Origin of the sequence: Clostridium sp. TW13 (assembly GCF_024345225.1) — a bacterium.
Classification (GTDB): domain Bacteria; phylum Bacillota; class Clostridia; order Clostridiales; family Clostridiaceae; genus Inconstantimicrobium; species Inconstantimicrobium mannanitabidum.
In genome coordinates, this window is record NZ_BROD01000001.1 from 720,790 (window position 1) to 744,790 (window position 24,001).

General features: G+C 31.7%; 24 protein-coding genes. 21 read left to right on the top strand and 3 right to left on the bottom strand.

Annotated elements, in window-relative coordinates; genetic code table 11:
- Window positions 1-47 precede the first annotated feature (47 nt).
- From OCU47_RS03420 to OCU47_RS03440, 5 genes are all read left to right on the top strand, one after another.
- Window positions 48-785 carry a hypothetical protein gene (locus OCU47_RS03420; protein ID WP_261827191.1) on the top strand — a complete coding sequence of 246 codons (738 nt, stop codon included), beginning with the start codon at window positions 48-50 and terminating at the stop codon, window positions 783-785.
- Between the two features lie 184 nt (window positions 786-969).
- Window positions 970-1,623, top strand: a complete 654-nt coding sequence (locus OCU47_RS03425; protein ID WP_261827192.1) for a DUF5105 domain-containing protein — start codon at window positions 970-972, stop codon at window positions 1,621-1,623.
- Between the two features lie 535 nt (window positions 1,624-2,158).
- Window positions 2,159-3,217, top strand: coding sequence for a ribosome small subunit-dependent GTPase A (gene rsgA / locus OCU47_RS03430; RefSeq protein WP_261827193.1), 1,059 nt, complete (start codon window positions 2,159-2,161; stop codon window positions 3,215-3,217).
- A 48-nt stretch (window positions 3,218-3,265) separates the two neighbouring features.
- The gene (gene abc-f, locus OCU47_RS03435; RefSeq protein ID WP_261827194.1) at window positions 3,266-4,957 is read left to right on the top strand and encodes a ribosomal protection-like ABC-F family protein; all 1,692 of its coding nucleotides are present in this window, start codon (window positions 3,266-3,268) and stop codon (window positions 4,955-4,957) included.
- A gap of 184 nt (window positions 4,958-5,141) precedes the next feature.
- Window positions 5,142-6,212, top strand: a complete 1,071-nt coding sequence (locus OCU47_RS03440; RefSeq protein ID WP_261827195.1) for an NAD(P)H-dependent flavin oxidoreductase — start codon at window positions 5,142-5,144, stop codon at window positions 6,210-6,212.
- A gap of 60 nt (window positions 6,213-6,272) precedes the next feature.
- Here the strand turns inward: OCU47_RS03440 and OCU47_RS03445 are convergent, their stop codons facing one another.
- Together OCU47_RS03445 and OCU47_RS03450 are read right to left on the bottom strand one after the other, a co-directional pair.
- On the bottom strand, window positions 6,273-6,860 hold the full coding sequence (locus OCU47_RS03445) for a biotin transporter BioY (protein WP_261827196.1): 588 nt from the start codon (window positions 6,858-6,860) through the stop codon (window positions 6,273-6,275).
- A gap of 14 nt (window positions 6,861-6,874) precedes the next feature.
- The gene (locus tag OCU47_RS03450) at window positions 6,875-7,705 is read right to left on the bottom strand and encodes a biotin--[acetyl-CoA-carboxylase] ligase (RefSeq protein WP_309297463.1); all 831 of its coding nucleotides are present in this window, start codon (window positions 7,703-7,705) and stop codon (window positions 6,875-6,877) included.
- Between the two features lie 168 nt (window positions 7,706-7,873).
- On the opposite strand from OCU47_RS03450, the gene OCU47_RS03455 reads away from it, so the two are divergent.
- The 15 genes from OCU47_RS03455 to clpP all read left to right on the top strand — a co-directional run bounded on the left by OCU47_RS03455 (window position 7,874) and on the right by clpP (window position 22,193).
- A complete protein-coding gene (locus OCU47_RS03455; protein ID WP_261827197.1) occupies window positions 7,874-8,344 on the top strand; it encodes a MarR family winged helix-turn-helix transcriptional regulator in 471 nt (156 codons plus the stop codon).
- Between the two features lie 41 nt (window positions 8,345-8,385).
- A complete protein-coding gene (locus tag OCU47_RS03460) occupies window positions 8,386-9,357 on the top strand; it encodes a beta-ketoacyl-ACP synthase III (protein WP_261827198.1) in 972 nt (323 codons plus the stop codon).
- A gap of 43 nt (window positions 9,358-9,400) precedes the next feature.
- Window positions 9,401-9,625: an acyl carrier protein gene (locus OCU47_RS03465; protein ID WP_261827199.1), complete on the top strand. Its 225-nt coding sequence runs from the start codon at window positions 9,401-9,403 to the stop codon at window positions 9,623-9,625.
- Window positions 9,626-9,726: 101 nt separating this feature from the next.
- Complete coding sequence (fabK, locus tag OCU47_RS03470; protein ID WP_261827200.1) at window positions 9,727-10,653, top strand: enoyl-[acyl-carrier-protein] reductase FabK; 927 nt, start codon at window positions 9,727-9,729, stop codon at window positions 10,651-10,653.
- A 116-nt stretch (window positions 10,654-10,769) separates the two neighbouring features.
- A complete protein-coding gene (gene fabD, locus OCU47_RS03475) occupies window positions 10,770-11,705 on the top strand; it encodes an ACP S-malonyltransferase (RefSeq protein ID WP_261827201.1) in 936 nt (311 codons plus the stop codon).
- 63 nt (window positions 11,706-11,768) lie between these two features.
- Window positions 11,769-12,509, top strand: a complete 741-nt coding sequence (gene fabG, locus OCU47_RS03480; RefSeq protein WP_261827202.1) for a 3-oxoacyl-[acyl-carrier-protein] reductase — start codon at window positions 11,769-11,771, stop codon at window positions 12,507-12,509.
- A 12-nt stretch (window positions 12,510-12,521) separates the two neighbouring features.
- Window positions 12,522-13,757 (top strand): beta-ketoacyl-ACP synthase II, encoded by a 1,236-nt coding sequence (gene fabF, locus OCU47_RS03485; RefSeq protein ID WP_261827203.1) that lies wholly within the window; start codon window positions 12,522-12,524, stop codon window positions 13,755-13,757.
- Between the two features lie 10 nt (window positions 13,758-13,767).
- The gene (gene accB, locus OCU47_RS03490) at window positions 13,768-14,277 is read left to right on the top strand and encodes an acetyl-CoA carboxylase biotin carboxyl carrier protein (protein ID WP_261830576.1); all 510 of its coding nucleotides are present in this window, start codon (window positions 13,768-13,770) and stop codon (window positions 14,275-14,277) included.
- A 2-nt stretch (window positions 14,278-14,279) separates the two neighbouring features.
- Window positions 14,280-14,702, top strand: coding sequence for a 3-hydroxyacyl-ACP dehydratase FabZ (gene fabZ / locus OCU47_RS03495; protein WP_261827204.1), 423 nt, complete (start codon window positions 14,280-14,282; stop codon window positions 14,700-14,702).
- Window positions 14,703-14,711: 9 nt separating this feature from the next.
- On the top strand, window positions 14,712-16,058 hold the full coding sequence (locus OCU47_RS03500; protein WP_261827205.1) for an acetyl-CoA carboxylase biotin carboxylase subunit: 1,347 nt from the start codon (window positions 14,712-14,714) through the stop codon (window positions 16,056-16,058).
- On the top strand, window positions 16,058-16,930 hold the full coding sequence (accD, locus tag OCU47_RS03505) for an acetyl-CoA carboxylase, carboxyltransferase subunit beta (RefSeq protein WP_261827206.1): 873 nt from the start codon (window positions 16,058-16,060) through the stop codon (window positions 16,928-16,930). Before OCU47_RS03500 ends, accD begins: the two co-directional genes overlap by 1 nt.
- Window positions 16,927-17,730 carry an acetyl-CoA carboxylase carboxyltransferase subunit alpha gene (locus tag OCU47_RS03510; protein ID WP_261827207.1) on the top strand — a complete coding sequence of 268 codons (804 nt, stop codon included), beginning with the start codon at window positions 16,927-16,929 and terminating at the stop codon, window positions 17,728-17,730. Before accD ends, OCU47_RS03510 begins: the two co-directional genes overlap by 4 nt.
- Window positions 17,731-17,959: 229 nt before the next feature.
- Window positions 17,960-20,395 (top strand): glycoside hydrolase family 94 protein, encoded by a 2,436-nt coding sequence (locus OCU47_RS03515; RefSeq protein WP_261827208.1) that lies wholly within the window; start codon window positions 17,960-17,962, stop codon window positions 20,393-20,395.
- Window positions 20,396-21,119: 724 nt separating this feature from the next.
- Complete coding sequence (locus OCU47_RS03520) at window positions 21,120-21,503, top strand: helix-turn-helix transcriptional regulator (RefSeq protein WP_261827209.1); 384 nt, start codon at window positions 21,120-21,122, stop codon at window positions 21,501-21,503.
- Window positions 21,504-21,602: 99 nt separating this feature from the next.
- Window positions 21,603-22,193, top strand: a complete 591-nt coding sequence (gene clpP / locus OCU47_RS03525) for an ATP-dependent Clp endopeptidase proteolytic subunit ClpP (protein WP_261827210.1) — start codon at window positions 21,603-21,605, stop codon at window positions 22,191-22,193.
- Window positions 22,194-22,459: 266 nt separating this feature from the next.
- Here clpP and OCU47_RS03530 read toward each other — a convergent pair whose 3' ends face one another.
- Window positions 22,460-23,071, bottom strand: coding sequence for a DNA-3-methyladenine glycosylase (locus OCU47_RS03530; protein WP_261827211.1), 612 nt, complete (start codon window positions 23,069-23,071; stop codon window positions 22,460-22,462).
- 252 nt (window positions 23,072-23,323) lie between these two features.
- Here OCU47_RS03530 and OCU47_RS03535 point away from each other — a divergent pair, with 252 nt between their 5' ends.
- Complete coding sequence (locus OCU47_RS03535) at window positions 23,324-23,968, top strand: HAD family hydrolase (protein ID WP_261827212.1); 645 nt, start codon at window positions 23,324-23,326, stop codon at window positions 23,966-23,968.
- Window positions 23,969-24,001: the final 33 nt, after the last annotated feature.

Genomic DNA, 24,001 nt, shown 5'->3' on the forward strand with positions numbered 1-24,001 from the left:
ATTAAAAAAGTTAGGAGAATAAGAAAAAATAAGGGGGAAGAACTTAAGTGGAGAACAAGGAATTTGGATTTTCTGAAAAGGAAATCAAGAGAAGAAAGAAAAATAAGTATGTTATAATGGTTATGCTGCCTATAATTATGTTACTTACAATGGTAGTTGTTAATATGAATCAAGATGGAAATATTGATTTTACTGATTTTACTGATTTAGCATTTGTATCAATATTTGTAGGTGTTTTTGTAGAAGCAGAAATGCTAATATTAATTAAGGTAATATTTAGTAGGTTAAGAAAATTAAAATTAATTATCACAGAAGAGGGTTTTATAAGAACTGCTAAAGGAAAAGAAGAAAAGGTTCTATTTAGTGATATTATCAAAGTCAATACAAAATATTATACTGATGGAGATATATGTTTTATAAAGATAAAACATAGGCACGGTGTAATTAGTATCAATGGATTTGACAGTCTAGAGGATATTCTTAATACTATAAAACAAAACTTGCCTGAATCTACAGTTGTGGAAGAGAAAAAATATAAAATAAATTGGAATAACCCTATAATACTGATAGTATGGATGTTAATAGCAGCATTTATTGTATTAGCAATAGCTGAGGGAAGTAGTATAGCATATTCTATATTGAGCTTTATATTTATGGTATCTATTGCATTAGTAGCATTATTTTTTAAGCCGATATCAAAATCGTCAGGAATTAGATTTAGGAAGTTTGAGATAATAATTGGAGTTTTGATAATTATACTAGAGATTTTAAAAGTTTCTTTTTAGAATGAAGATTTTTTGAAAGATCTGAGAGAATATTTCAGATCTTTTTTTCATAAATATAAATATTGTGAATTTAGAAACTATTAGGAAGATTACTTCTAAATTACAAAAAATCTAAAGTTTAATTAGAAGTTTACGATAATAAAAAAGTCGACACTAAAAATTAGTAAAATAAGGGAGAAAAGAAATGAAAAAGAACAAAAAAATTATAGCAAGTCTAGTGGTTACATTATTAACAGCAACTATGCTTTTAGCAGGTTGTAGTAAGGAAAAAGCAACTGTTGAAGAAAGTGCAAAAATTATATCTGCACTATATATAAATCAGGATACAAGTAACATAGATAAAGTAGGATTTTCAAAGGCAGACGGAGCCAAAATACTTGATAATGAAAAGAAAGCAGAAAATAAAGCAATGAAAGCAAGTCTTTCTGCTTCAAGTTTAAAATTTACAGATGAGGACATACAAAAGATATGCGATGCAGAAATGAATTTAAGAAAAAAGGTTAAGATAGTTTCAGCAGAAAAAGTTTCAGGAGACAAGAAATCTGCTAAAATAAAAATAAAGACACAATACATTGACTATTCAACACTTAGCAATAAGGTTGCAAATGATGTTGTAGCTAAGGTACAAACTATGGAAGGAACTACTACTGAAAGATTAGACAAGGCATCTAAGTTATTTGTTACACAATTAATCGATGCTATGGGTAAGGCTTCAGTTTCAACAGATACAAAGGAAGAAACTTTTACATTTATATTCAAAGATAAAGAAAAAGTATGGTTCCCAGAGAATGATGATACCTTTGAAGAAGGATTAGGCAAACTAGTAATGGGAGAATAGTAGAATACTGAGTAGGATTCTATTTAATAAATCAGAGTGAGTTTTAAAAATTCACTCTGATTTTTTTGCATTATTTTGATTATAGACTTAAAAGTGTATTTACAAGTAATAATTAACATGGTATTATAATAATATAATTAATATAAAGATATTGCACTATTTGCAGTATTGAAAGGAGATGTTTTTAAATGAGCAACAATATGATGGTGATTGCAGTTTAAAACTAAATATGGGCAAGGATACACAGTTTAGATGGTTGTTGTATTTTTGCAGTATTGATAACCTTTCGTAAATATGTGCCGCAAGGATGGGTAACACGATTTAGGTCGTGTATTTTTTATGTCCGTAAATAGCAGCCTTTATTCATAGGGTTGTTGTTTGCGGTATTTTTATACCCATTTTTAGGTGTATGTGAAGAGGTTATAGTGTTTCGATGAAAAAATAATAAGGAGTGATGTAATTATGATGAGATTATTAAGTGTATTAGATAGAGTGGATTCAAATATTAAAGATTTATATATTACGGAGGAATTAGATGAATAGAATAGATATAAAAAATTATGGATATACAGAATTTTATGAAAAGCAGGTAAAGAAATTTGAAGAAATAGATAAAGAATTAATTCCAGCAAGAGTTTTAGCAGTTCACAAAGAGCAGTATAAAATAATTAGTGAATTTGGGGAGAAAGATGCAAGATTAAAAGGATCAATTTTCTATAATGATAGATTTACCAAAGAGTTTCCTACGGTTGGAGATTTTATTATGGTAAAAAATAATCCAATTGGTGAGGATGTTGTTTTTGATGTTCTTGAAAGGAAAAGCAAGTTTTCAAGAATGGATTCATGGAACAGAAAAGAGCAGTTAGTAGCAGCTAATTTTGATTATGTATTTATTACAGTATCTTTAAATTATGATTTTAATATAAAAAGAATTGAACGTTACCTTGCTTCTGCTTGGCAAAGTGGAGGAACTCCAGTGATAATATTAACGAAAAGAGATCTGTGTGAGAATTTAGATGACATTGTATCAAAGTTAGAAGAAATTGCTTTGGGAGTTGATATAGTTGCGGTTAGTTCTTATACAGGAGAAGGTATAAATGAATTGGAAAGGTTCATTAAACCTGGAAAGACTGTAGTATTTCTTGGATCTTCAGGAGTTGGTAAATCTTCATTAACTAATGCAATTGCTGGAGAAGAAATAATGAAGGTTAATGAAATAAGAGAAGATGATAGTAAAGGAAGACATACTACTACACATAGGCAACTAATTACTATAAAAGATCATTTTATGATAATTGATACCCCTGGTATGCGTGAAATGGAATTATGGTGTGTAGAAGAAGGGATAGATGAAACTTTTAGTGATATTGAAACCTTAGCTAGACAATGCAAATTTAGTGATTGCAAACATCATAAGGAACCTAATTGTGCGGTAAAAGAAGCTATAGAAAATGGGAGTCTATCAGAGGATAGATATAAAAATTATATAAAGCTACAAAAAGAGGCTGCTTATGCAAAAAATAAGGAAAATAGAAAGGCAATTTTGGAGAATGCGGCTATAAGAAAGAAGTCTATAAAGTTTCAGAAAAAGTAGTATTTAACATAAGGTAAGTGATTTTTGTGAGTAAATGGGGGTGATGTTATGAATATATTTTTCAATAATATATACAAAGATTATGAAGGAAAAGCAGTATTTAGTGGAATTAAAGGTAAGATAAATAGTGGCGATAGGCTTGGAATAATAGGTGCTAATGGTATAGGCAAGAGCACTTTAGCTAAAATATTAGTTGGTGAGGAACATTTTGAAAAAGGTGAACTCAGTTATTCTCCTCTAAATTTAAGAGTTATGTATCTGTATCCGGAGGTAGATGAAGAAGGTTCTGTAAAATCTCATCTAGACAGCTTTTTAAAAACGGATATAAGCAAATTGGATTTGGAAGAGGTTCTATCTAAACTTAACTGCAATGGAGATATGCTTAATTATGACATGAGTAAGTTGAGTGGTGGAGAAAAAACTAAGGTAATGTTACTGAAGGCATATTTAAGTTCCTGCGATATTATGATTTTAGATGAGCCAACAAACCATTTGGATATTGAAACTACAGATTTTTTGCAGAAGGTCCTACAAGATAGAACCTTTGTGGTAATCTCACATGATAGATATTTTTTAGATAAGGTTTGTAATAAGATATGGTATATGAATAAAGGTGTAATAAATGAATACTGCGGGAACTATAGCAAATTTGTAGAACTTAAAGAAATTGAAGATAGAGAAAATCAAAAAGAGTACTCAAAACAGCAAAGAAAAATAGAAGAACTTGAAGAAATGATTGAGGATCGTAAGGAATGGTATGCAAAGGCTCATAAGGATGCTGGGCAAAATGATTTTCAGAGAGCAAAGGCTAAAAAGCATGTAAGTGTAATGAGGAATAAAGAAAAACAACTGGAAAGATTGCGTGAAAATAAGGTGGAGAAACCTGAAAAGCAGCTATCTCCATGCTTTAATATTATAAATAAGAGTGTTATGAATTTGAAGTTGCCGAGATATATACTTCAAGCTAAGGGTCTCACAAAAGAGTTTTCAGAGAGAAAGATTTTTGGAAATATATCATTTGAAATATTGAAAGGGGATAAGGTTGGGCTTATAGGTGTAAATGGTAGTGGTAAGACTACACTACTTAAGATGATTATAGGTGAAGATAAAAATTATTCTGGTAAGATAACAATTAATCCTTCAATAAAGATTGCATATCTCTCTCAAAATTTAGATACTCTAAAGTTTGAAGAAACAATACTTGAGAATGTTTTGTGCAATGACATCACTGAAAGAGAAGCTAGATTGTTTCTTTCAACCCTATTGTTTAAAGGGGATGATGTATTTAAGAAAATTAAAGACTTAAGTATGGGTGAAAAGGTTAGAGTTGCCTTTTGTAATCTTATCTTAAGTGGTGGAAATATGCTTATAATGGATGAACCTACTAATTATTTAGATATGCCATCTAGAGAAAAAATGGAGCAAGTTCTAAAGGAATTTAAAGGAGCAGTAATTTTTGTATCTCATGATAGATATTTTATTAATAATGTAGCAACTAGAATTTTTCACCTAAAAGAAGGAAAAATATTAAGTTATAATTGTGGTTATGAAGAATATTTGCAAAAGATTAATTCTGTAAATAAGGATCAAAATAAAGAAAATGAGTTGATGAGGCTTAATTTAGAACTGGCGTTTATTTCTGGTAAATTAGGTGAGATGGGTATATCAGAAGAGGAAAAAGATGATTTCAACAATAAGTTTATAGAAGTATACAAGCAAATTGCTCAATTAAGTAGATAAGATTTTATTTTAGAAAGGGAAGTCTTGAATGTGAAGGACTTCTCTTTAAATTATGCTTTAATTGCTATTTAGTGGATGTGTTTTCTAATATAGTTTGAAATATTCGTTTGACAACACCAAAATCTATATATATAATTTGATTATCAAAATATTTTATTATAAAAACAAATAAGAGGGTGATTAGGTGCAATTAAATTCTTTAAAGATAAAAGATCTAGAAGTTAAGGTTCCTATAATACAAGGAGGAATGGGAGTTGGTATTTCACTTTCGGGTTTAGCTTCAGCAGTAGCTAATGAAGGTGGAATTGGAGTAATCTCAGCAGCCCAAGTTGGATTTAAAGAGCATGATTTTTTAGAAAACACCAAAGAAGCTAATATTAGAGCTTTGAAGAAGGAAATAGCGAGAGCAAAAGAGCTGGCTCCAAAAGGAGTTATAGGCGTTAATATAATGGTAGCAATGAACGATTATGATGATTTTGTAAAGATTGCAGCTGAAGCAGGTGCTGATGTTATAATATCTGGAGCAGGACTTCCAACAGATTTACCTAAATTGGTAGAGGGAAGTAACACAAAGATAGCACCAATTGTATCTTCAGGAAAAGCAGCAAAAATAATGTGTAAATTATGGCATGAAAGATTTTCGAGATTGCCAGACTTTGTAGTAGTAGAGGGACCAGAAGCTGGTGGTCACCTTGGGTTTAAGTTAAATGAACTTGAAGTTAGAACTGATGATACATTAGAACATATTGTTCAAGATGTACTTAATGTAGTAAAAGAATTTGAACACAAGTTTGATGTTAAGATACCTGTAATTGCTGCAGGTGGTATATATACAGGAGCAGATATTGCTAGATTTTTAAAACTAGGAGCTTCAGGAGTACAGATGGGAACTAGATTTATTTGTACTGAAGAATGTGATGCTGATGTAGAGTATAAAAATGCGTTTATCAACTGTAACAAGGAAGATATACAGCTAGTTAAGAGTCCTGTAGGAATGCCTGGAAGAGCTATAAGGAATAAGTTTATAGAGCAGGCAAGTGAAGGAAATATAAAAGTAACTAAGTGCTTTAGATGTATAAGAAAATGTAATCCAGCTACGACTGTTTATTGTATTTCAAGAGCATTAATTAATGCAGCAGAAGGTGATGTGGATAATGCATTGCTTTTTACAGGAAGCAATGGATATAGAAACGATAAGATAGTTACAGTTAAAGAATTGATGAATGAACTTGTTAGTGAAGTAGAACAAGCTTAGAAAGATAAATGTATAGGCACTGGACAGTATGTCCAGTGCCTTTTATCATTATACTGTGTTTTAACTGTTGCTTTTATTAAAGGGACTTACTGTTTTTTTTGAAACTGCTAATCCAAAATTATATTTTATAATTGCTGATCCACAAGTAATGGCAACAAAAGCTTTTATGCAGTCTCCAGGGATAAATGGTATCATTGTTAAACTTAAAGTTTTATATAATGTTATAGATTTTCCTAAATAATTAGTAAATATTAAATAAAAATAAGGTATTCCAGTGATATAAGGAATTATGCTTCCTATTATTACAGCAAGTATTATGGTAACTTTAGAATTATATTTTTCTATTATCTTTCCGATAACATAAGCTGCTATAGGAAAACCTATTAGGAATCCAAAGGATGGAGTTAATACAGTGCCTAAGCCTCCAGCACCCCCAGAAAAAACAGGTAAACCAATAAGTCCTAATAATAAATATATTAATTGAGACATTAAGCCCAGTCTTGAGCCTAAAACAATACCAGATAAAATCACCATAAATGTTTGTAAGGTAACAGGTACAGGACCTATTGGAATTGAAAACATGGCTGATATTGCTGTTAGAGCAGCAAAAAGTGATACGAGTATTAGTTCCTTTGTAGATAATTTCATAAATAGTTCCTCCATTATTTTAATTTTATAGATATTTCACCTGAGGAAATGATAGCATCACTTCCATTATTCATTTCAATAACTAATTCTCCATTAGAAGTTAAATCTTTTGCCAAAACTTCTTCATAGTTTCCATTCTTAATAAGAAAAATTTGCTTATTTAATATTGCTGAATTATCTTTGCAAATTTTTATTATATTTTCTAGAGATAAATTTTGTGAGAAGTCTCCCCAAAGTTTTTCGAAGTTATTTAGAATTTCTGCAAGTATAAGCTCTCTACTAAAATAACATCTATACTCTATTGCTAAAGATGTAGCAATATTATTTATTTCCTGCGAAAAATCTTCTTCTCTAGTATTTATATTTAATCCTATACCAATTATTAATGAGTAAGTTTTATCTTCGTTATTAATTAATTCAGTTAGAATTCCTCCAATTTTTCTGTTGTTTATAAATATATCATTTGGCCATTTGATTTTAGCATCTACATTTAAGTTTTTTAGTGAAGTGCAGATAGCTGCGGCTACAATTAAAGTGGTCTTTGGTAATTGAATAATATCTAGATTAGTGTTAATAACAATAGTAAATAAAAGACCTGAAGATGCTGGACTCTGCCATTTTCTTTCCAAACGACCTCTACCTGCAGATTGTTCTTCTGCAATTAGTATGGTTCCACTTTTTAATGGAGTAAGCTTTGATTTGATTATATTTTTTGCTCTAGAGTTAGTAGAATCTATAGTCTTAAAGTATAGTGAAATTCTTCCTAGATATTTAGTTTTTAGACTAGCAGATAATAAATTTAAATCTAAGTTTTCATAATAATTACTAATTGACGTAATAATCAGCTCCTTTTAGGAGAGTTTGGTAAAAAAATAAATTCTCCTTGACAACATATTTTGATTATAGTATATTTTGATTATCAAAACAAGTACTTTGATAATCGAAATAAAGCATCTGAAAATTGATAGAATATAAACTTATTTCTTTTCAGATGGCTAAAAGGGGATGGAAAAATGAATAAGAGTGAGCACGTACTGAATAAGCTTCTGGTTCAACTTTTCAATGAACTCCTTGAAATAGAACACGATGCATTAAAGAATGGGCCATTTTCCGATTTGTCAATTACTGAAATACATACTATTGAGGCTATAGGAATGTACACTCCAAGAACAATGTCAGAAGTAGCTTCAGATTTAAAGATAACTGTAGGAACACTTACTACAGCAGTAAACAAGCTTATAAAGAAAGAATATGTTACAAGAGAAAGAATTGAAGAAGACAGAAGAGTTGTGATGATAAGATTAACCAAAAAAGGAAAGTTAGCTTATAGAGTTCATGAAAAATTTCATTCTGATATGATAAAAGAAACTATTAAAGGAATTGATGATAAAGAAGAGGAGATACTAATATCATCTTTAGAAAAGTTAAGTGCTTATTTTACTTATAGATATCACTTAAGTAATACGGCAACTGAAAATAAATAACAAGTCAAAATATGCCTAATAACAACAAGGAGTAAAGTTTCATGATAAATGCAAGGATAGTTGGTGCAGGTAGATATTTGCCAGACAATATAGTAAGCAATGATGACTTGACCAAGTTTATGGATACAAGCGATGAATGGATAGTGAGCAGAACTGGCATTCAGGGAAGACGTATATCTGAAGGAGAAGATACATCTGAATTAGCTACTAAAGCAGCTTTTAAAGCATTAGATAAGGCTAAGATAAAGAGTGAAGATGTAGATTTAATTATTGTAGCCACTATAACTCCTGATATGTACACTCCATCTACTGCTTGTATTGTACAGAAAAATATAAAAGCGCATAAAGCTACAGCGTTTGATGTTAGTGCAGCTTGTACTGGTTTTTTATATGCATTAAGTGTAGCAAATGCAATGGTTAAAACTGGCCAGCATAAAATTGCTCTAGTAATAGGGGCAGAGGTATTATCCAAAGTTATGAACTGGAAGGATAGAAGTACTGCTGTTTTATTTGGAGATGGAGCTGGAGCAGTAATAATTAAAGCAGAAGAAGGTAATTGTGGAATAAAGTCTATCTACACTATGTCCGAAGGAGATAAAGGAAATTCTCTTGAGGTTGGAGCTGTAGATGTAGTAAATCCTTTTGTGAAGGAACAATTAGAAAAAAAATATCCATACATTACAATGCAAGGAGGCGAAGTATTTAAATTCGCCACTAGAGCTATGATAGATGCATTAAATAAAGTACTAAAAGATGCAGGAGAACAATTAGAGAATATTAAGTATGTTGTTCCTCATCAAGCTAATCTTAGAATAATAAGTTATGCAGCTAAAAAGTTAAATATTAATATAGATAAATTCTATATTAATTTAAATAAATATGGGAATACTTCCGGGGCCAGCATACCAATAGCTTTGGCAGAGGTATCAGAAAAGTTGGAACCTGGAGATAAGATAATCTTAGTTGGATTTGGTGGAGGACTTACTTATGGTGCTGCACTTATTGAATGGTAAGAGATTAATTAAATAATATATAAAATTTTAGGAGGAACTATAAATGGTTTTTGAAAAAATAAGAAAGATAATATGTGAGCAATTAGAAGTAGAAGAAGAAAAGGTACAGTTAGAGACTACATTTGAAGATTTAGGTGTAGATTCATTAGATTTATTCCAAGTAATAATAGAAATAGAAGAAGCATTTAACATTCAATTAGAAGATGCAGAAAGCATGAAGAGTGTAAAAGATGCTGTGGATTATGTAGAATCAAAGATAAACGCATAATTTTAGATTTGGTATAGACTAAGGACTGGTAAAACTTTAATAAATACTTTTATAGGTTAGATATTATTTTAATATCTAACCTATTCACTAGGGAGGATAATATGTCAAGAATAACTGAACTTTTAGAAATCGAATATCCTATTATACAGGGAGGAATGGCATGGATTGCAGATGCTTCATTGGCAATTGCGGTTAGTGAGGCTGGTGGATTAGGTATTATAACAGGAAATGCGCCTATTGATTGGATAAGACAAGAGATAAGAAAAGCTAAATCTATGACCAATAAACCTTTCGGTGTAAATATAATGCTTATGTCACCACAAGCAGAAGAGGTGGCAAAGTTAGTTTGTGAAGAAGGAGTTAAAGTTGTAACAACAGGAGCAGGCAGCCCAGGAAAGTATATGGAGATGTGGAAGGCTAATGGAATTAAAGTTATTCCAGTGGTTGCATCTGTAGCTTTAGCGAAAAGAATGGAAAGAGCAGGGGCAGATGCTATAGTTGCAGAAGGAACAGAATCTGGAGGACACGTAGGACAATTGACTACTATGGCTTTAGTACCACAAGTTGTAGATGCTGTACAGATACCAGTTATAGCTGCTGGTGGTATAGGAGACGGAAGAGGTTTCGCTGCTAGCATGATGTTAGGTGCTGAAGGTGTTCAAATAGGAACTAGATTTTTAGTAGCAAAGGAATGTACTGTACATCAAAATTATAAGGATGCAGTTTTAAAAGCTAATGATATAGATACTGATGTTACTGGAAGAGCTACAGGACATCCAGTTAGAATTATAAGAAACAAGTTAGCTAGAGAGTTTATGAAACTAGAGAAAGAAGGCGCTCCAGTTGAAGAACTTGAAAAGTTAGGTACAGGAGCATTAGCAAGAGCAGCGAAGGATGGAGACGTAAGTATGGGATCTATAATGGCAGGTCAAATATCAGGTTTAATAAATAAAGAACAAACTGCAGCAGAGATAATAAATGAAATAATGCAACAAGCAGATGAAGTTATTAAAAGGTATCAAAAATAGTTTGAGATATCTAGCAATAAATAATAAATGTAAATGTGCCACAGATTTTTTTAGTTAGACAAGGAAGTAACTAGTAATATATAGATAAAAATACATTATAAGACAAAGGAGAAGTCATGGGTAAAATAGCTTATTTATTTGCAGGGCAAGGATCACAATACGTTGGAATGGGAAAAGAGTTATATGAAAATATACCTCAGTGTAAAGAAATATTTCAGGAAGCTGATGAAGCTTTAGGATTTAAGATATCAGAAATGTGCTTTAGCGGAGAAAAAGCACAACTGAATACTACAGAAAATACACAACCAGCCATAGTTACAGTAAATATGGCAGTTTTAAAGGCTCTGGAATTGCATGGAGTTAAGGCTCACATGTCTACAGGATTAAGTCTTGGAGAATATTCAGCTCTTATACATGGCGGAGCTCTTAAATTTAATGAAACAGTAGCTTTAGTTAAGAGAAGAGGAAGATTAATGCAGGAGGCTGTTCCTGTAGGAGTTGGTGGAATGGCTGCGATACAAGGATTAAAGGATGAGGAAGTTATAGAAATTTGTAAAATGGCTTCTGAGGCAGGAGTTGTTGAAGCTGCAAACTTCAATTGCCCAGGGCAGGTAGTTATAGCAGGTGTAAATGATGCTCTGACCAAAGCTATAGAAATAACTAAGAGCAAGGGTGGTAAAGCTATAAAGTTGCCAGTAAGTGCGCCTTTCCATTGTTCTTTATTAGATGATGCAGCTACAAATTTTGAAAAAGAGTTACTTCCTATTAATATAGGAGAACTGAATAGCATTGTATATTCAAATGTAAAAGGAACACCTTATACTAAGGAAGATGATATAAAGGATCTACTTAAGAAGCAGATAAAGAGCTCAGTTCTATTCCATAAAACTATAACACATATTATAAATAATGAAGTTGATACTTTTATTGAAGTTGGACCAGGAAATACATTAGGAAGACTAGTTAAAAAAATAGACAGTAACGTAAGAGTATTTAATGTTGAAAATTTAACAACATTAGAAGAAACAATAGGGCATCTGAAGATAGACTAGTATATGGACTTATTTATTTTTTCAAGATGCTAAGTCAAATTGATAACATGTAGGAGGAAATTTGTGTTTATGAATAAATGTGCAGTGGTTACAGGAGCAACAAGAGGAATAGGTAGAGCTATAGCCTTAAAGTTTGGAACAATGGGACTTAACGTAGTAGCAAGCTATAGAAGCAATCATGAGGAAGCAGAAAAGTTAAAAGCAGAGCTTGAAAGCATGGGAGTACAAGTTGCTTTGGTTTGTGGTGATGTTAGTAAGGATGCTGATGCAAAAAATTTAATTGAAACTGCAAAGAGTACTTTTGGAACTATAGATGTATTAGTTAATAATGCAGGGATAACAAAAGATGGTCTTATCTTAAGAATGAAGGAAGAAGATTTTGATCAAGTAATAGACGTAAATTTGAAGGGTACTTTCAATTGTTTAAAGCATGTAACTCCAGTGATGGTAAAACAAAGAGGCGGAAAAATAATTAACGTATCTTCAGTAGTTGGAATAACAGGAAATGCAGGTCAAGTTAATTATTCAGCTTCAAAGGCAGGAATAATTGGTATGACTAAATCTCTAGCCAAAGAACTTGGTGGAAGAGGAATAAATGTAAATGCAGTAGCTCCAGGCTATATCAGTACAGATATGACATCAGTTTTAACAGACAATGTTAAGGAAAAAATTCAAGATAACATACCATTAAAGAGATTAGGTCAGCCGAAAGATGTAGCGGAAGTTGTAGCATTTTTAGCTTCATCAGCTTCTGATTATGTAACAGGTCAGGTTATAAATATTGATGGTGGAATGGTAATGTAGTGAGGTGAAATTATGGAAAATAGAGTAGTAATTACAGGATTAGGAGCAGTAACTCCAATTGGGAATAATATTAGCGATTTTTGGAATAATACTAAGAATGGAGTTTCAGGGGTTGATTATATAAAGGCCTTTGATACTACAGATTTTAAAGTTAAGATAGGAGCTGAAGTTAAGGACTTCAACCCAGAATCAGTAATTGATAAAAAAGAAGTTAAGAGAATGGATAGATTTTCACAGTTTGCTTTAGTAGCAGCTGAAGAAGCTATCTTAGATTCAAAGTTAAACTTAGATGAGATAGATAAAGATAGATTTGGTGTATTAGTAGGATCAGGTATTGGTGGTCTTGGCACTATAGAAAAAGAGTGTGAAAACTTATTTACTAAAGGACCAAATAGAGTTTCTCCACTTTTTGTACCTATGGCAATTATAAACATGGCTACAGGAAACATTGCAATAAAATATGGTGCTAAGGGAATTAGTAATGCATCAGTTACAGCTTGTGCTTCTGCAACTAACTCAATTGGAGATGCTTTCAGAAACATTAAATTTGGTTTTGCAGATGTTATGATAGCTGGTGGTGCTGAAGCTCCAATAACAAGATTAGGGGTAGCTGGTTTTACTAACCTAAAAGCATTAAATTCAAATAACGATATTGAAAGAGCCTCTATACCTTTTGATAAGGAAAGAAGTGGATTTGTTATAGGAGAAGGTGCTGGAATAGTAATTCTAGAGAGCCTTGAGCATGCACAAAAAAGAGGAGCTAAAATATATGCAGAAGTAGTTGGATATGGTTCAACTTGTGATGCTTATCACATTACTTCTCCAAGTCCAGATGGTGAAGGTGCTGCAAAAGCTATGGAGTTATCAATAAAGGAAGCTGGAATTTCAAAAGAAGAAGTTTCTTATATTAATGCACATGGAACAAGTACACCATACAATGATAAATTTGAAACTATAGCTATAAAAAGAGTATTTGAAGACTATGCTTATAAAGTACCAGTTTCATCAACAAAGAGTATGACAGGACATTTATTAGGTGCAGCTGGTGGTATTGAAGCAGTACTATGTACAAAGGCTTTAGAAGAAGGATTTATACCTCCAACTATTGGATATAAGGTACCAGATGAAGAATGTGATTTAGATTATGTTGTTAACGAAGGAAGAAAAGCAGAATTAAAATATGTTTTATCAAATTCCTTAGGTTTTGGTGGACATAATGCTACATTACTATTTAAGAGATGGGAATAAGGTGAAGAATATGCAAATAGGTGAAATAAAAGAACTTATTGAAATTATAAATAATTCTGATTTAGCATTTTTTGAGTATGACTTTGGGGATTGCCATTTAAAAATGGATAAATCCCTAACAAGAGAATATTCAGCAAAGGTTAGTGAAGGGCATGTTAGTTCTGCATTAAAAGCAACTGAAGATACAGTAGTTGAAGCTGTGACTCAAGTACAAAAAGCTGAAAATACAGAAGTTAAAGCAGAAAAGAAAGTTGAAACAGAAGTTATAAGTGAAGAAGATTTATTTATTGTTAAATCTCCTATAGTAGGAACCTTCTATGGTGCTCCTTCAGCAGACAAAGATAACTTTGTTGAAAAAGGAAACAAGGTTAAAAAAGGTGACGTGCTTTGCATAATTGAAGCTATGAAGCTTATGAATGAGATAGAGAGTGATGTTGATGGTGAGGTTGTAGAAATTTTAGTAAAAAATGAAGCAATGGTTGAATATGGGCAACCTCTATTCAAAATTAGGAGGGCATAATTATGCTTAATGTTAATGAAATAAAGGAAATAATTCCTCATAGATATCCATTTTTGTTACTTGATAGAGTAGAAGAACTAGAAGTAGGCGTTAGAGCAGTTGGAACAAAGAATGTTACTGTGAATGAACCTTTCTTTCAAGGACATTTTCCAAATGAACCTGTAATGCCAGGAGTTTTAATTGTGGAAGCCCTAGCTCAATTAGGAGCTGTGGCTATCCTTAGCAAGGAAGAATTTAAAGGCAAAACTGCATATTTTGCAGGTATTGAAAAGGCAAGATTTAAGAGAAAAGTAGTTCCTGGTGATGTGTTAAAGCTAGAAGTTGAAATAATAAAAATGAAGGGTAAAATTGGCATAGGCAAAGCACTAGCTACAGTAGATGGAGTTAAGGCTTGCGAGGGAGAAATCTTATTTGCTATAGGTTAGGTGATAGTTATGATAAAGAAGATTCTAATTGCTAACAGAGGAGAAATTGCAGTAAGAGTTATTAGAGCTTGTAGAGAAATAGGCATAGCAACAGTAGCTGTTTATTCAGAAATTGATAGTGATGCTCTTCATGTACAGTTAGCAGATGAAGCAGTATGTATAGGACCGGCATCTTCAAGAGACAGCTATTTAAATATACAAAATATATTAAGTGCTTGTGTGTTAACAGGAGCTGATGCAGTACATCCTGGATTTGGATTTTTATCAGAGAACAGTAAGTTTGCAAAAATGTGTGCTGAGTGCAACATAAAGTTTATTGGTCCTAATTATGATGCTATTGAACTTATGGGAAATAAGGCTAAGGCTAGAGAAATAATGAAAGCAGCTGATGTTCCAGTGGTCCCAGGTTATGAAGGGAAAATAGAAGACGAAAATCAAGCACTTTCTATCGCAAAGGAAATTGAATTTCCTGTAATGATAAAGGCAGCAGCTGGTGGTGGTGGTAAAGGAATAAGAATTGCATTCAACGAAGAAGAATTTTTATCAGGATACAATACCGCTAAGTCTGAAGCTAAGGTGAATTTTGGTGATGATACAATATATATTGAAAAATATATACAACATCCAAAGCATATTGAAATTCAGATAATTGGTGATGAACATGGAAATGTAGTTCACTTAGGAGAAAGAGATTGCTCAGCCCAAAGAAAAAATCAAAAGGTGCTAGAAGAAGCTCCATCTACAGTTTTAACTGAGGAAACCAGAAATATGATGGGGGAAATAGCCAAAAGGGCTGCAAAGGCAGTAAACTATAATAGCGTAGGTACCATAGAATTCCTTTATGAAAGTACAGGAAGGTTTTACTTTATGGAAATGAATACTAGAATACAAGTAGAACATCCAATCACAGAGATGGTTACAGGAATAGACTTAATTAAAGAGCAAATAAGTGTAGCTGATGGAAATGAATTATCATTTAGTCAAGATGACATAGTACTAAGTGGACATTCCATTGAATGTAGAATAAATGCAGAAGATCCAAAGGCAAACTTTAGACCTTGTCCAGGTCTTATAGAAGCAGTTAATTTTCCAGGTGGTTTTGGTGTTAGAGTTGATTCAGCTATTTATGGCGGATATAAAATACCACATTGTTATGATTCAATGATTGCTAAATTGATTGTACATGGAAAAACTAGAAATGAAGCCATTAATAAAATGAAGAGGGCTCTTGCTGAATTTGCTATAGAGGGAGTTACAACCAATATAGATTTTCAGTATGAAATACTTAACAGTGAAGAGTTTGTTAATGGTAGTTATGATACGTCATTTTTAACAGAAAAGTTGGTGAATAGATAATGCTAAAAGATTTGTTAGGAAAAAGAAAGTATATAACCATTCAGACCATTGATTTGAATAGCAAAATTAATGAGGCAGATAAACCAAGTATACCAAATGGAATGTGGAGTAAATGCCCTGAATGTGGAACAATTTTATATACAGAAGATTTAAAAAGTAATCTTAAGGTATGCTCAAAGTGCTCTTATCATTTTAGATTAGAAGCAAAAGAAAGAATTGAATTCACTTTGGATGAAGGAAGTTTTAGAGAATTTCCTAATAAAATCGTTGGCAGAAATCCTCTAGATTTTAAGGGCTATGATGAAAAAATACAGAGCATGAAAACCAGTACTGGAATTGATGAGGCTGTGATTACTGGAGAAGGTACTATAGGATCACATAAAACAGTGATTGCCATAATGGATAGTCATTTTATGATGGGCAGCATGGGAACTGTAGTTGGTGAAAAGATAACAAGAGCTGTGGAGTACGCAACAGAAAAAAAATTACCTATAATAATTTTTACTACTTCAGGTGGAGCTAGAATGCAAGAAGGAATTTTTTCTTTAATGCAAATGGCTAAAATAAGTGGAGCTATACATCGTCATAATGAACAAGGACTTTTATATATAACTGTGCTTACTGATCCAACTACTGGTGGGGTTACAGCTAGCTTTGCCATGGAAGGTGATATTATCATAAGTGAGCCTAAAGCACTTATTGGTTTTGCAGGTAGAAGAGTAATTGAAAACACTATTAATGAAAAGTTACCTGATGATTTTCAAAAGGCTGAGTTTTTACTACAAAAAGGATTTGTTGACAAAATTACAGACAGAAGAGAAATGAGAAAGACCTTATCAAGAATCTTGGATTTACATGAGGTGAGAAAATGAGTAGAAGATTAATAAGAACAATGAGTGCTTGGGAAAAGCTAACTACAGCTAGACTAAGTGAAAGACCAAATGTTCAATTTTATATTAAAAACATTTTTGATAATTTTATAGAACTTCATGGAGATAGGGGTTACGGAGATGATAAGGCTGTAATTGGAGGTATCGCTTCAATCAGTGGTATGGCTGTTACTGTAGTTGGTATTGCAAAAGGACAAAGTACTAAGGAAAACATAGAAAGAAACTTTGGTATGCCTCATCCAGAAGGATATAGAAAAGCATTAAGATTAATGAAGCAGGCAGAAAAGTTTAAAAGACCTATAATTTGTTTTATAGATACTCCTGGTGCTTTTTGTGGTGTAGGAGCTGAAGAAAGAGGTCAAGGTCATGCAATTGCCACAAATTTAGTCGAAATGATGGGGCTTAAGGTTCCAATCATTTCAATTGTAATTGGAGAAGGTGGAAGTGGAGGTGCTTTAGCCTTAGGTGTAGCTGATAAGGTTTGGATGTTAGAACATGCAATTTACTCTATACTTTCACCAGAAGGATTTGCAACTATCTTGTGGAAGGATTCTTCAAGAGCTAAGGAAGCAGCTGGAGTCATGAAGATAACAGCTCAAGATTTACTTGATTTTAATATAATTGATGATATAATCAGAGAACCTTTTGGAGGAGCTCATAAGAATCCTGAAATTGTAGCAAGAAACCTAAAAAGAAATTTAGTAAGTGAAATTAATAATTTACTAACAAAAAGTGTTGAAGAACTTCTAGAAGAACGATACAAGAAGTTTAGAAATATGTAGAAAAATAACAATGTACTCATGGTACATTGTTATTTTTTTGCAGTTGTTTTATTGAAAGTTTTAAATTATTAAAGATAAATTAGCAAATCTGCTAATTTACAAAAAAATATACGTTTACACTTGATAAATAAAGGTTTATGTTGCATAATTTAATTGTTAATGTCTTGATTCAAATTGAGGGGATTTTGATTCTAAGAATTAAAATAAAAAATTTGGAGGAGATAACATTATGAAATTTGGTTATTTTGATGATGTGAATCGTGAATATGTAATTAATACACCTAAAACACCTTATCCATGGATAAACTACTTAGGAAATGAGGACTTTTTTGGATTAATTTCTAATACAAGTGGGGGATATTGTTTCTATAAGGATGCTAGACTTAGAAGAATAACAAGATATAGATACAACAATGTTCCTATAGATAATGGTGGAAGATACTTCTATGTATATGATAATGGAGATGTTTGGTCTCATACTTGGAAACCAGTAAAGAAGGAATTATCTTTCTATGAATGTAGACATGGTTTAGGATATTCTAAATTCGCTGGAGAAAGAAATGGAATTAGAATAGATCAATTATCATTTGTTCCATTACACTTTAGTGGAGAAGTTGAAAAAATTACTGTTAAAAATACATCATCTGAGAACAAGTCAATTAAACTTTTCTCATTTGTAGAATTCTGTTTATGGGATGCAAACGATGATAGCACAAATTTCCAAAGAAACTTCAGTACTGGTGAAGTAGAAGTTGAAGATTCAGTAATTTATCATAAAACAGAATATAAAGAAAGAAGAAATCATTATTCATTCTATTCTGTAAATAGCAAGATAGATGGTTTTGATACAGATAGAGATTCTTTTATAGGCTTATATAATGGCTTTGAAGATCCTCAAGCTGTAGTAGATGGACAAGCAACTAACTCTGTAGCTAGTGGTTGGTCTCCAATAGCTTCACATCAACTTAATGTTGATTTAAAACCAGGCGAAGAAAAGACTTTCGTATTTATTCTTGGTTATGTAGAAAATGCTGAAGAGGATAAATGGGAAAGCAAAGGAGTTATAAATAAGACTAAGGCAAGAGCTATGGTAACTTCTTTAGATAATGAAGAAAAAGTGGACAAAGCTTTTGAAGAATTAAAAGCATACTGGGATAAGCTTTTATCACACTATACTTTAGATAGCAATGATGAAAAATTAAATAGAATGGTTAACATATGGAACCCATATCAATGTATGATTACTTTTAATATGTCAAGAAGTGCATCTTACTTTGAATCAGGAATTGGTAGAGGAATGGGCTTTAGAGATTCTAATCAAGATTTATTAGGATTTGTACATCAAATTCCTGAAAGAGCTAGAGAAAGAATCATCGATATAGCATCAACTCAATTTGAAGATGGTGGATGCTATCACCAATATCAACCTTTAACAAAGAAGGGCAACAATGATATCGGTAGTGGATTTAATGATGACCCACTATGGTTAATCCTTGGAGTAACAGCTTACATTAAGGAAACAGGAGATACAGCAATATTAGATGAACAAGTGCCATTTGATTGTGATCCAAACAATACAGCTACATTGTTCCATCACTTAAAAGTATCTTTTGACCATGTAGTAAACAATCTAGGATCACACGGACTACCACTAATTGGACGTGCTGACTGGAATGATTGCTTAAACTTAAACTGTTTCTCATCAACACCAGGAGAACCATTCCAAACTACTGAAAACAAGGAAGATGGTACTGCTGAATCTGTTTTAATAGCAGGTATGTTTGTATTTATAGGCAAGGAATATATAGATTTATGTAATGAACTTGGAAAAGCTGATGAAGCTAAAAGAGCAGCAGAACATGTTGAAAACATGAGAAAGGCTGTATTAAGAGATGGATATGATGGAGAATGGTTCTTAAGAGCTTATGACTATTTTGGTAATAAGATCGGAAGTAATGAAAATGAAGAAGGAAAGATATTCATCGAATCTCAAGGATTCTGTGTAATGGGCGGTATTGGTGTTGAAGAAGGATTAGCTGAGAAGGCTTTAAATTCTGTAATTGAAAGATTAGACACTAAATATGGTATTGTGCTTAACAGTCCAGCCTTCACAAAGTATTATATTGAGATGGGTGAAATCTCAACTTATCCAGCAGGATACAAAGAAAATGCAGGTATATTCTGCCACAACAATCCATGGATAGCTTGCGCTGAAACTGTAATCGGACGTGGAGATAGAGCTTTCGAAGTTTACAAGAAGATAGCTCCAGCTTACTTAGAAGAAATAAGTGACATCCACAAGACTGAACCATATGTTTATTCACAAATGGTTGCAGGTAAGGACGCTGTTAGACATGGAGAAGCTAAGAACTCATGGTTAACAGGAACAGCAGCATGGAACTTCATAACAATTTCTCAATGGATATTAGGTATCAAACCTGATTACAGAGGATTAAAAGTAGATCCATGTATACCAAAGGATTGGAAAGAATACAAGATAAACAGAACTTTCAAGGGCTGTGACTACGAAATAACTATCAAAAACCCTAATGCAGTTTGCAAAGGTGTAAAACAAATGATAGTTGACGGCAAAGCAGTAGAAGGAAATGTAATTCCAAACTTCACTGATAATGCAAAACATGTTGTTGAAGTAACATTGGGATAATATAGAGAAATATAATTTAAAATAAGAAATTTATTAGAGAACTGTGTACAGTTAGTGTGAGAACTAATTGTATGCAGTTTTTTTGTATAGACTGAAGAATAATTAAGTTCTGCCTTGGAAATTATAGATAGTAAATTGAAATGCATGATATAACTGGAACAATATTTATCGTTATTGTTATAATTTTTTTCTTAATGCTTGTATTCATGATATTTACAGCATATAAAGATATAAGAAAAAAAAGAATATAAAAACTATGTGTTTATTGCTATTACAGATGTTGCACAGATAATTGCATACTTAGTTTTAGGGAGCATAACTTCTCTTTATTTTTGAATAAAAATTGAAGTGTATAGTTTATAATAAAGTTTCTATATTATGAATTGTAGGCGATATATTGTTATCTAGCATCTGTATAGAACTATTCCATAATAATGTTGGTGGACAAGCTACAAAAATTCGACATTTTTTTACCAACATTTAAGTGGAATAGTTCAATACGTATTTCCAAAAGTATATATAACATTTATAGGTATATATTTATTGAGTTATCTTTAGTAGGTAATAATATGTAGTTTATTTATTGTAAAAGCTATATTATAAATTAGTTACAGCTCATATAAAAACACATCACAAAATAAAAGTATAGTTAGCAAGAAAAGACAGGATTTATATTCATAGTTGAACTATAATATAGAAAAAGGATAAGAGGAGGTAAATTCATATGAATTATGAAGTTTGCATTAAGAGATCTATTGAGTATATAGAACAGAACCTAAATAACAAAATAGAACTTAAGGATATTGCAGATAGAGTATTCTTATCAAAATATCATTTTCATAGAGTCTTTCACAATGTGGTTGGAGAGCCAGTTGCTGAGTATATAAGAAAAAGAAGGCTCATGGAGGCAGCAAATGAATTATTAAATACAGAGGAGAAGATTGTTGATATAGCACTAAAGTATCAATTTAGTTCTCAAGAAGTTTTTACAAAAGCTTTTAAAAAACTTTATGGAGTACCCCCAAGAGAATTTAGAAGAAATAGAAGTAATGTTGTTTCAATGAGTGGAAAAAGTAGAATTCCAAGCCAGCTTTCTATGGTTGCTTAGGCATTTAAAAAATATCTATCATATCTTTGGAATTGTTATTTATTTTCACATGTTTTAATATGCAAAGATTATTCAATAATAATATGTGAGGTGTTAAAAATGGGTTATGTACCAATAGTTATTGAACAAACCAATAGAGGAGAACGTTCTTATGACATCTATTCTAGGTTATTAAATGATAGAATAATAATGTTAAGTGGAGAGGTAACTGACGATTCAGCAAATATTATTGTTGCACAGATGCTTTTTCTTGAATCTGTATCTCCAGATGAAGACATCAGCTTTTATATAAATAGTCCAGGAGGGTCTATTACAGCTGGAATGGCTATATATGATACAATGCAGCTAATAAAACCAGATGTATCTACAATCTGTGTTGGTCTTGCAGCAAGTATGGGTTCATTCTTATTAACAGCAGGAGCAAAAGGAAAAAGATTTGCTCTTCCTAACAGCGAAATCTTGATTCATCAACCATCAGTTTATGGAGGATTTAAAGGTCAAGCAACAGATATTGAAATCCATACAAAATGGCTCCTTAATACCAAGAGAAAGTTAAATAAAATATATAGTGAAAGAACAGGGCAGACAATTGAGAAAATAGAAAATGATATGGAAAGAGATTTCTTCATGTCTGCTGAGGAAGCTAAGGACTATGGAATTATAGATAAAATTTTATTAAAGGCATCTTGAAAAAATAAGTAAGTTCAGATACTAGCCTATTTAGTTCTAGGTGTCTAAGAAAAAGTTCATTATATAAAGATAAGAAATAATGAAAAATATAGTGTGGATTATTAACTCTATTGGTAATCAAAAGTAATTGAATGCTGATTTTTACTATATATATGTTTATATTGGGTTATATATAAATATTTTCAGAGGTTTATAGATTTATATGTGGTGTTTCATAGAATTATAATAAATCCATAAAACATATAAACCTAGTTGGAAATTTAAATTTATTTAGAAACGTAAGGGTTATCTTTTATATGAAATCTCCACAGAAAATCTCTAGCCTCTTCTGCATAGTCAATGCCAATTCTTTTGGAGTCTACAATATCAGTTAGGGAAATTTCTTCTCCACCTTCTAAGTAGAAATCTTCACTTGTAGTTAAGTCTTCCCAATTATTAGTTTTATTTATGGACATGGCTATGCAAAGCTTTCCTGGACCATTAGTTAGATTTTTAATCTGCGCTTTCTTTAATTCAGAATAAGATTTTTTATATCTTAGGAGGGACATGTATTCTAAATCATTTACTGGTTCTAAAGCCCGAATTAGAACTCCCTCTCCTTCATTTTCTTTTCCTGAAATTATATTAAAACAGTTATACATACCGTAAATGAAAAAAACATACGAAATTCCAGCAGGTCCGAAAAGAGGAGCTGTTCTTTCTGTTCGTCTATTGTTGTAAGCATGAGAAGCTTTATCCAGTGCTCCAATGTAAGCTTCAGTTTCTACGATTTTACCTTTAAGAATATGTCCATCTACCTTATGTACAAGAATTTTACCAAGCAAATCTTTAGATAAAAGCAAAGCATCTTTATCATAAAAATCTTTAGTTAATCTCATCAAATTCACCTTCTATCTAATATATATTATCTAGTTTGACTTTAGGAAAAATAATTATTCATTGTCTTAATTAATTATACTCAAATGAATAATAAGTTTGAATGCTTATAAAAATTAAATGATATTAGAACCTTGAATTTCAAAATTAACTGTTAAGGTGTATAATCAACTTAGAATTTGCAATGAAAACAGGATATATTTTTTAGAATTAAGCATTGTAATATATAAAGTTATAGTTAGAGGTGTAGAAGTATGTACAAAGCAGTTATTTTTGATTTAGATGGAACATTATTAAACTCTCTAGGAGATCTAGCAGCAGCTTCAAATTATGGTTTAAAGAAATGTGGTTATAAAGTTCATGATGTTGATAAATATAAGACTTTTGTTGGAGATGGACGATATAAATTAATTGAAAGAGTGCTTCCAGAAGAAGAAAGAACTCCTGAGACTATAGATAAGGTCTTAACTTTATTTAATGAATACTATGGAGAGCACATGATTGATATGACAAAACCTTATGAAGGAATTGCCCAGTTGCTAGATGAATTAAAAGCGAAAGGCATAAACATAGCTGTGGTTTCAAACAAACCTCATGAGTTTACAACAGAAATAGTTACAAAGTTCTTTGGAGATAGATTTGATATTATTTTTGGACATAGAGAGGGATATAAGGCAAAGCCAGATCCAGCAGCTGTATTAGAGGTAATAAGGGAGTTTGGATTTGCTAAGGAAGAATGTTTATATGTTGGAGATTCTAATGTTGATATAAAAACAGCAAAGAATTCAGGCTTAAAATCAGTAGGAGTTTTATGGGGGTTTAGAAGCAAGGAAGAGTTAGAAAAAGAAGGAGCAGATTATATAGCTGCTAATGTAGAAGAATTGAAAAACTTAATATAAATTTTATATTAGAAAAGTCATAATTTTTATGAC

Excerpts from the sequence above, each read along its gene's own strand:
- accB (WP_261830576.1), top strand. The coding sequence starts at position 13,768 with ATGCAAATAGGTGAAATAAAAGAACTTATTGAAATTATAAATAATTCT.
- rsgA (WP_261827193.1), top strand. The coding sequence starts at position 2,159 with ATGAATAGAATAGATATAAAAAATTATGGATATACAGAATTTTATGAA.
- accD (WP_261827206.1), top strand. The coding sequence starts at position 16,058 with ATGCTAAAAGATTTGTTAGGAAAAAGAAAGTATATAACCATTCAGACC.
- OCU47_RS03510 (WP_261827207.1), top strand. The coding sequence starts at position 16,927 with ATGAGTAGAAGATTAATAAGAACAATGAGTGCTTGGGAAAAGCTAACT.
- OCU47_RS03535 (WP_261827212.1), top strand. The coding sequence starts at position 23,324 with ATGTACAAAGCAGTTATTTTTGATTTAGATGGAACATTATTAAACTCT.
- OCU47_RS03530 (WP_261827211.1), bottom strand. The coding sequence starts at position 23,071 with ATGAGATTAACTAAAGATTTTTATGATAAAGATGCTTTGCTTTTATCT.
- OCU47_RS03520 (WP_261827209.1), top strand. The coding sequence starts at position 21,120 with ATGAATTATGAAGTTTGCATTAAGAGATCTATTGAGTATATAGAACAG.
- fabZ (WP_261827204.1), top strand. The coding sequence starts at position 14,280 with ATGCTTAATGTTAATGAAATAAAGGAAATAATTCCTCATAGATATCCA.
- fabK (WP_261827200.1), top strand. The coding sequence starts at position 9,727 with ATGTCAAGAATAACTGAACTTTTAGAAATCGAATATCCTATTATACAG.
- OCU47_RS03425 (WP_261827192.1), top strand. The coding sequence starts at position 970 with ATGAAAAAGAACAAAAAAATTATAGCAAGTCTAGTGGTTACATTATTA.
- OCU47_RS03445 (WP_261827196.1), bottom strand. The coding sequence starts at position 6,860 with ATGAAATTATCTACAAAGGAACTAATACTCGTATCACTTTTTGCTGCT.
- OCU47_RS03460 (WP_261827198.1), top strand. The coding sequence starts at position 8,386 with ATGATAAATGCAAGGATAGTTGGTGCAGGTAGATATTTGCCAGACAAT.
- OCU47_RS03455 (WP_261827197.1), top strand. The coding sequence starts at position 7,874 with ATGAATAAGAGTGAGCACGTACTGAATAAGCTTCTGGTTCAACTTTTC.
- clpP (WP_261827210.1), top strand. The coding sequence starts at position 21,603 with ATGGGTTATGTACCAATAGTTATTGAACAAACCAATAGAGGAGAACGT.
- OCU47_RS03515 (WP_261827208.1), top strand. The coding sequence starts at position 17,960 with ATGAAATTTGGTTATTTTGATGATGTGAATCGTGAATATGTAATTAAT.
- fabD (WP_261827201.1), top strand. The coding sequence starts at position 10,770 with ATGGGTAAAATAGCTTATTTATTTGCAGGGCAAGGATCACAATACGTT.
- abc-f (WP_261827194.1), top strand. The coding sequence starts at position 3,266 with ATGAATATATTTTTCAATAATATATACAAAGATTATGAAGGAAAAGCA.
- OCU47_RS03465 (WP_261827199.1), top strand. The coding sequence starts at position 9,401 with ATGGTTTTTGAAAAAATAAGAAAGATAATATGTGAGCAATTAGAAGTA.
- fabF (WP_261827203.1), top strand. The coding sequence starts at position 12,522 with ATGGAAAATAGAGTAGTAATTACAGGATTAGGAGCAGTAACTCCAATT.
- OCU47_RS03500 (WP_261827205.1), top strand. The coding sequence starts at position 14,712 with ATGATAAAGAAGATTCTAATTGCTAACAGAGGAGAAATTGCAGTAAGA.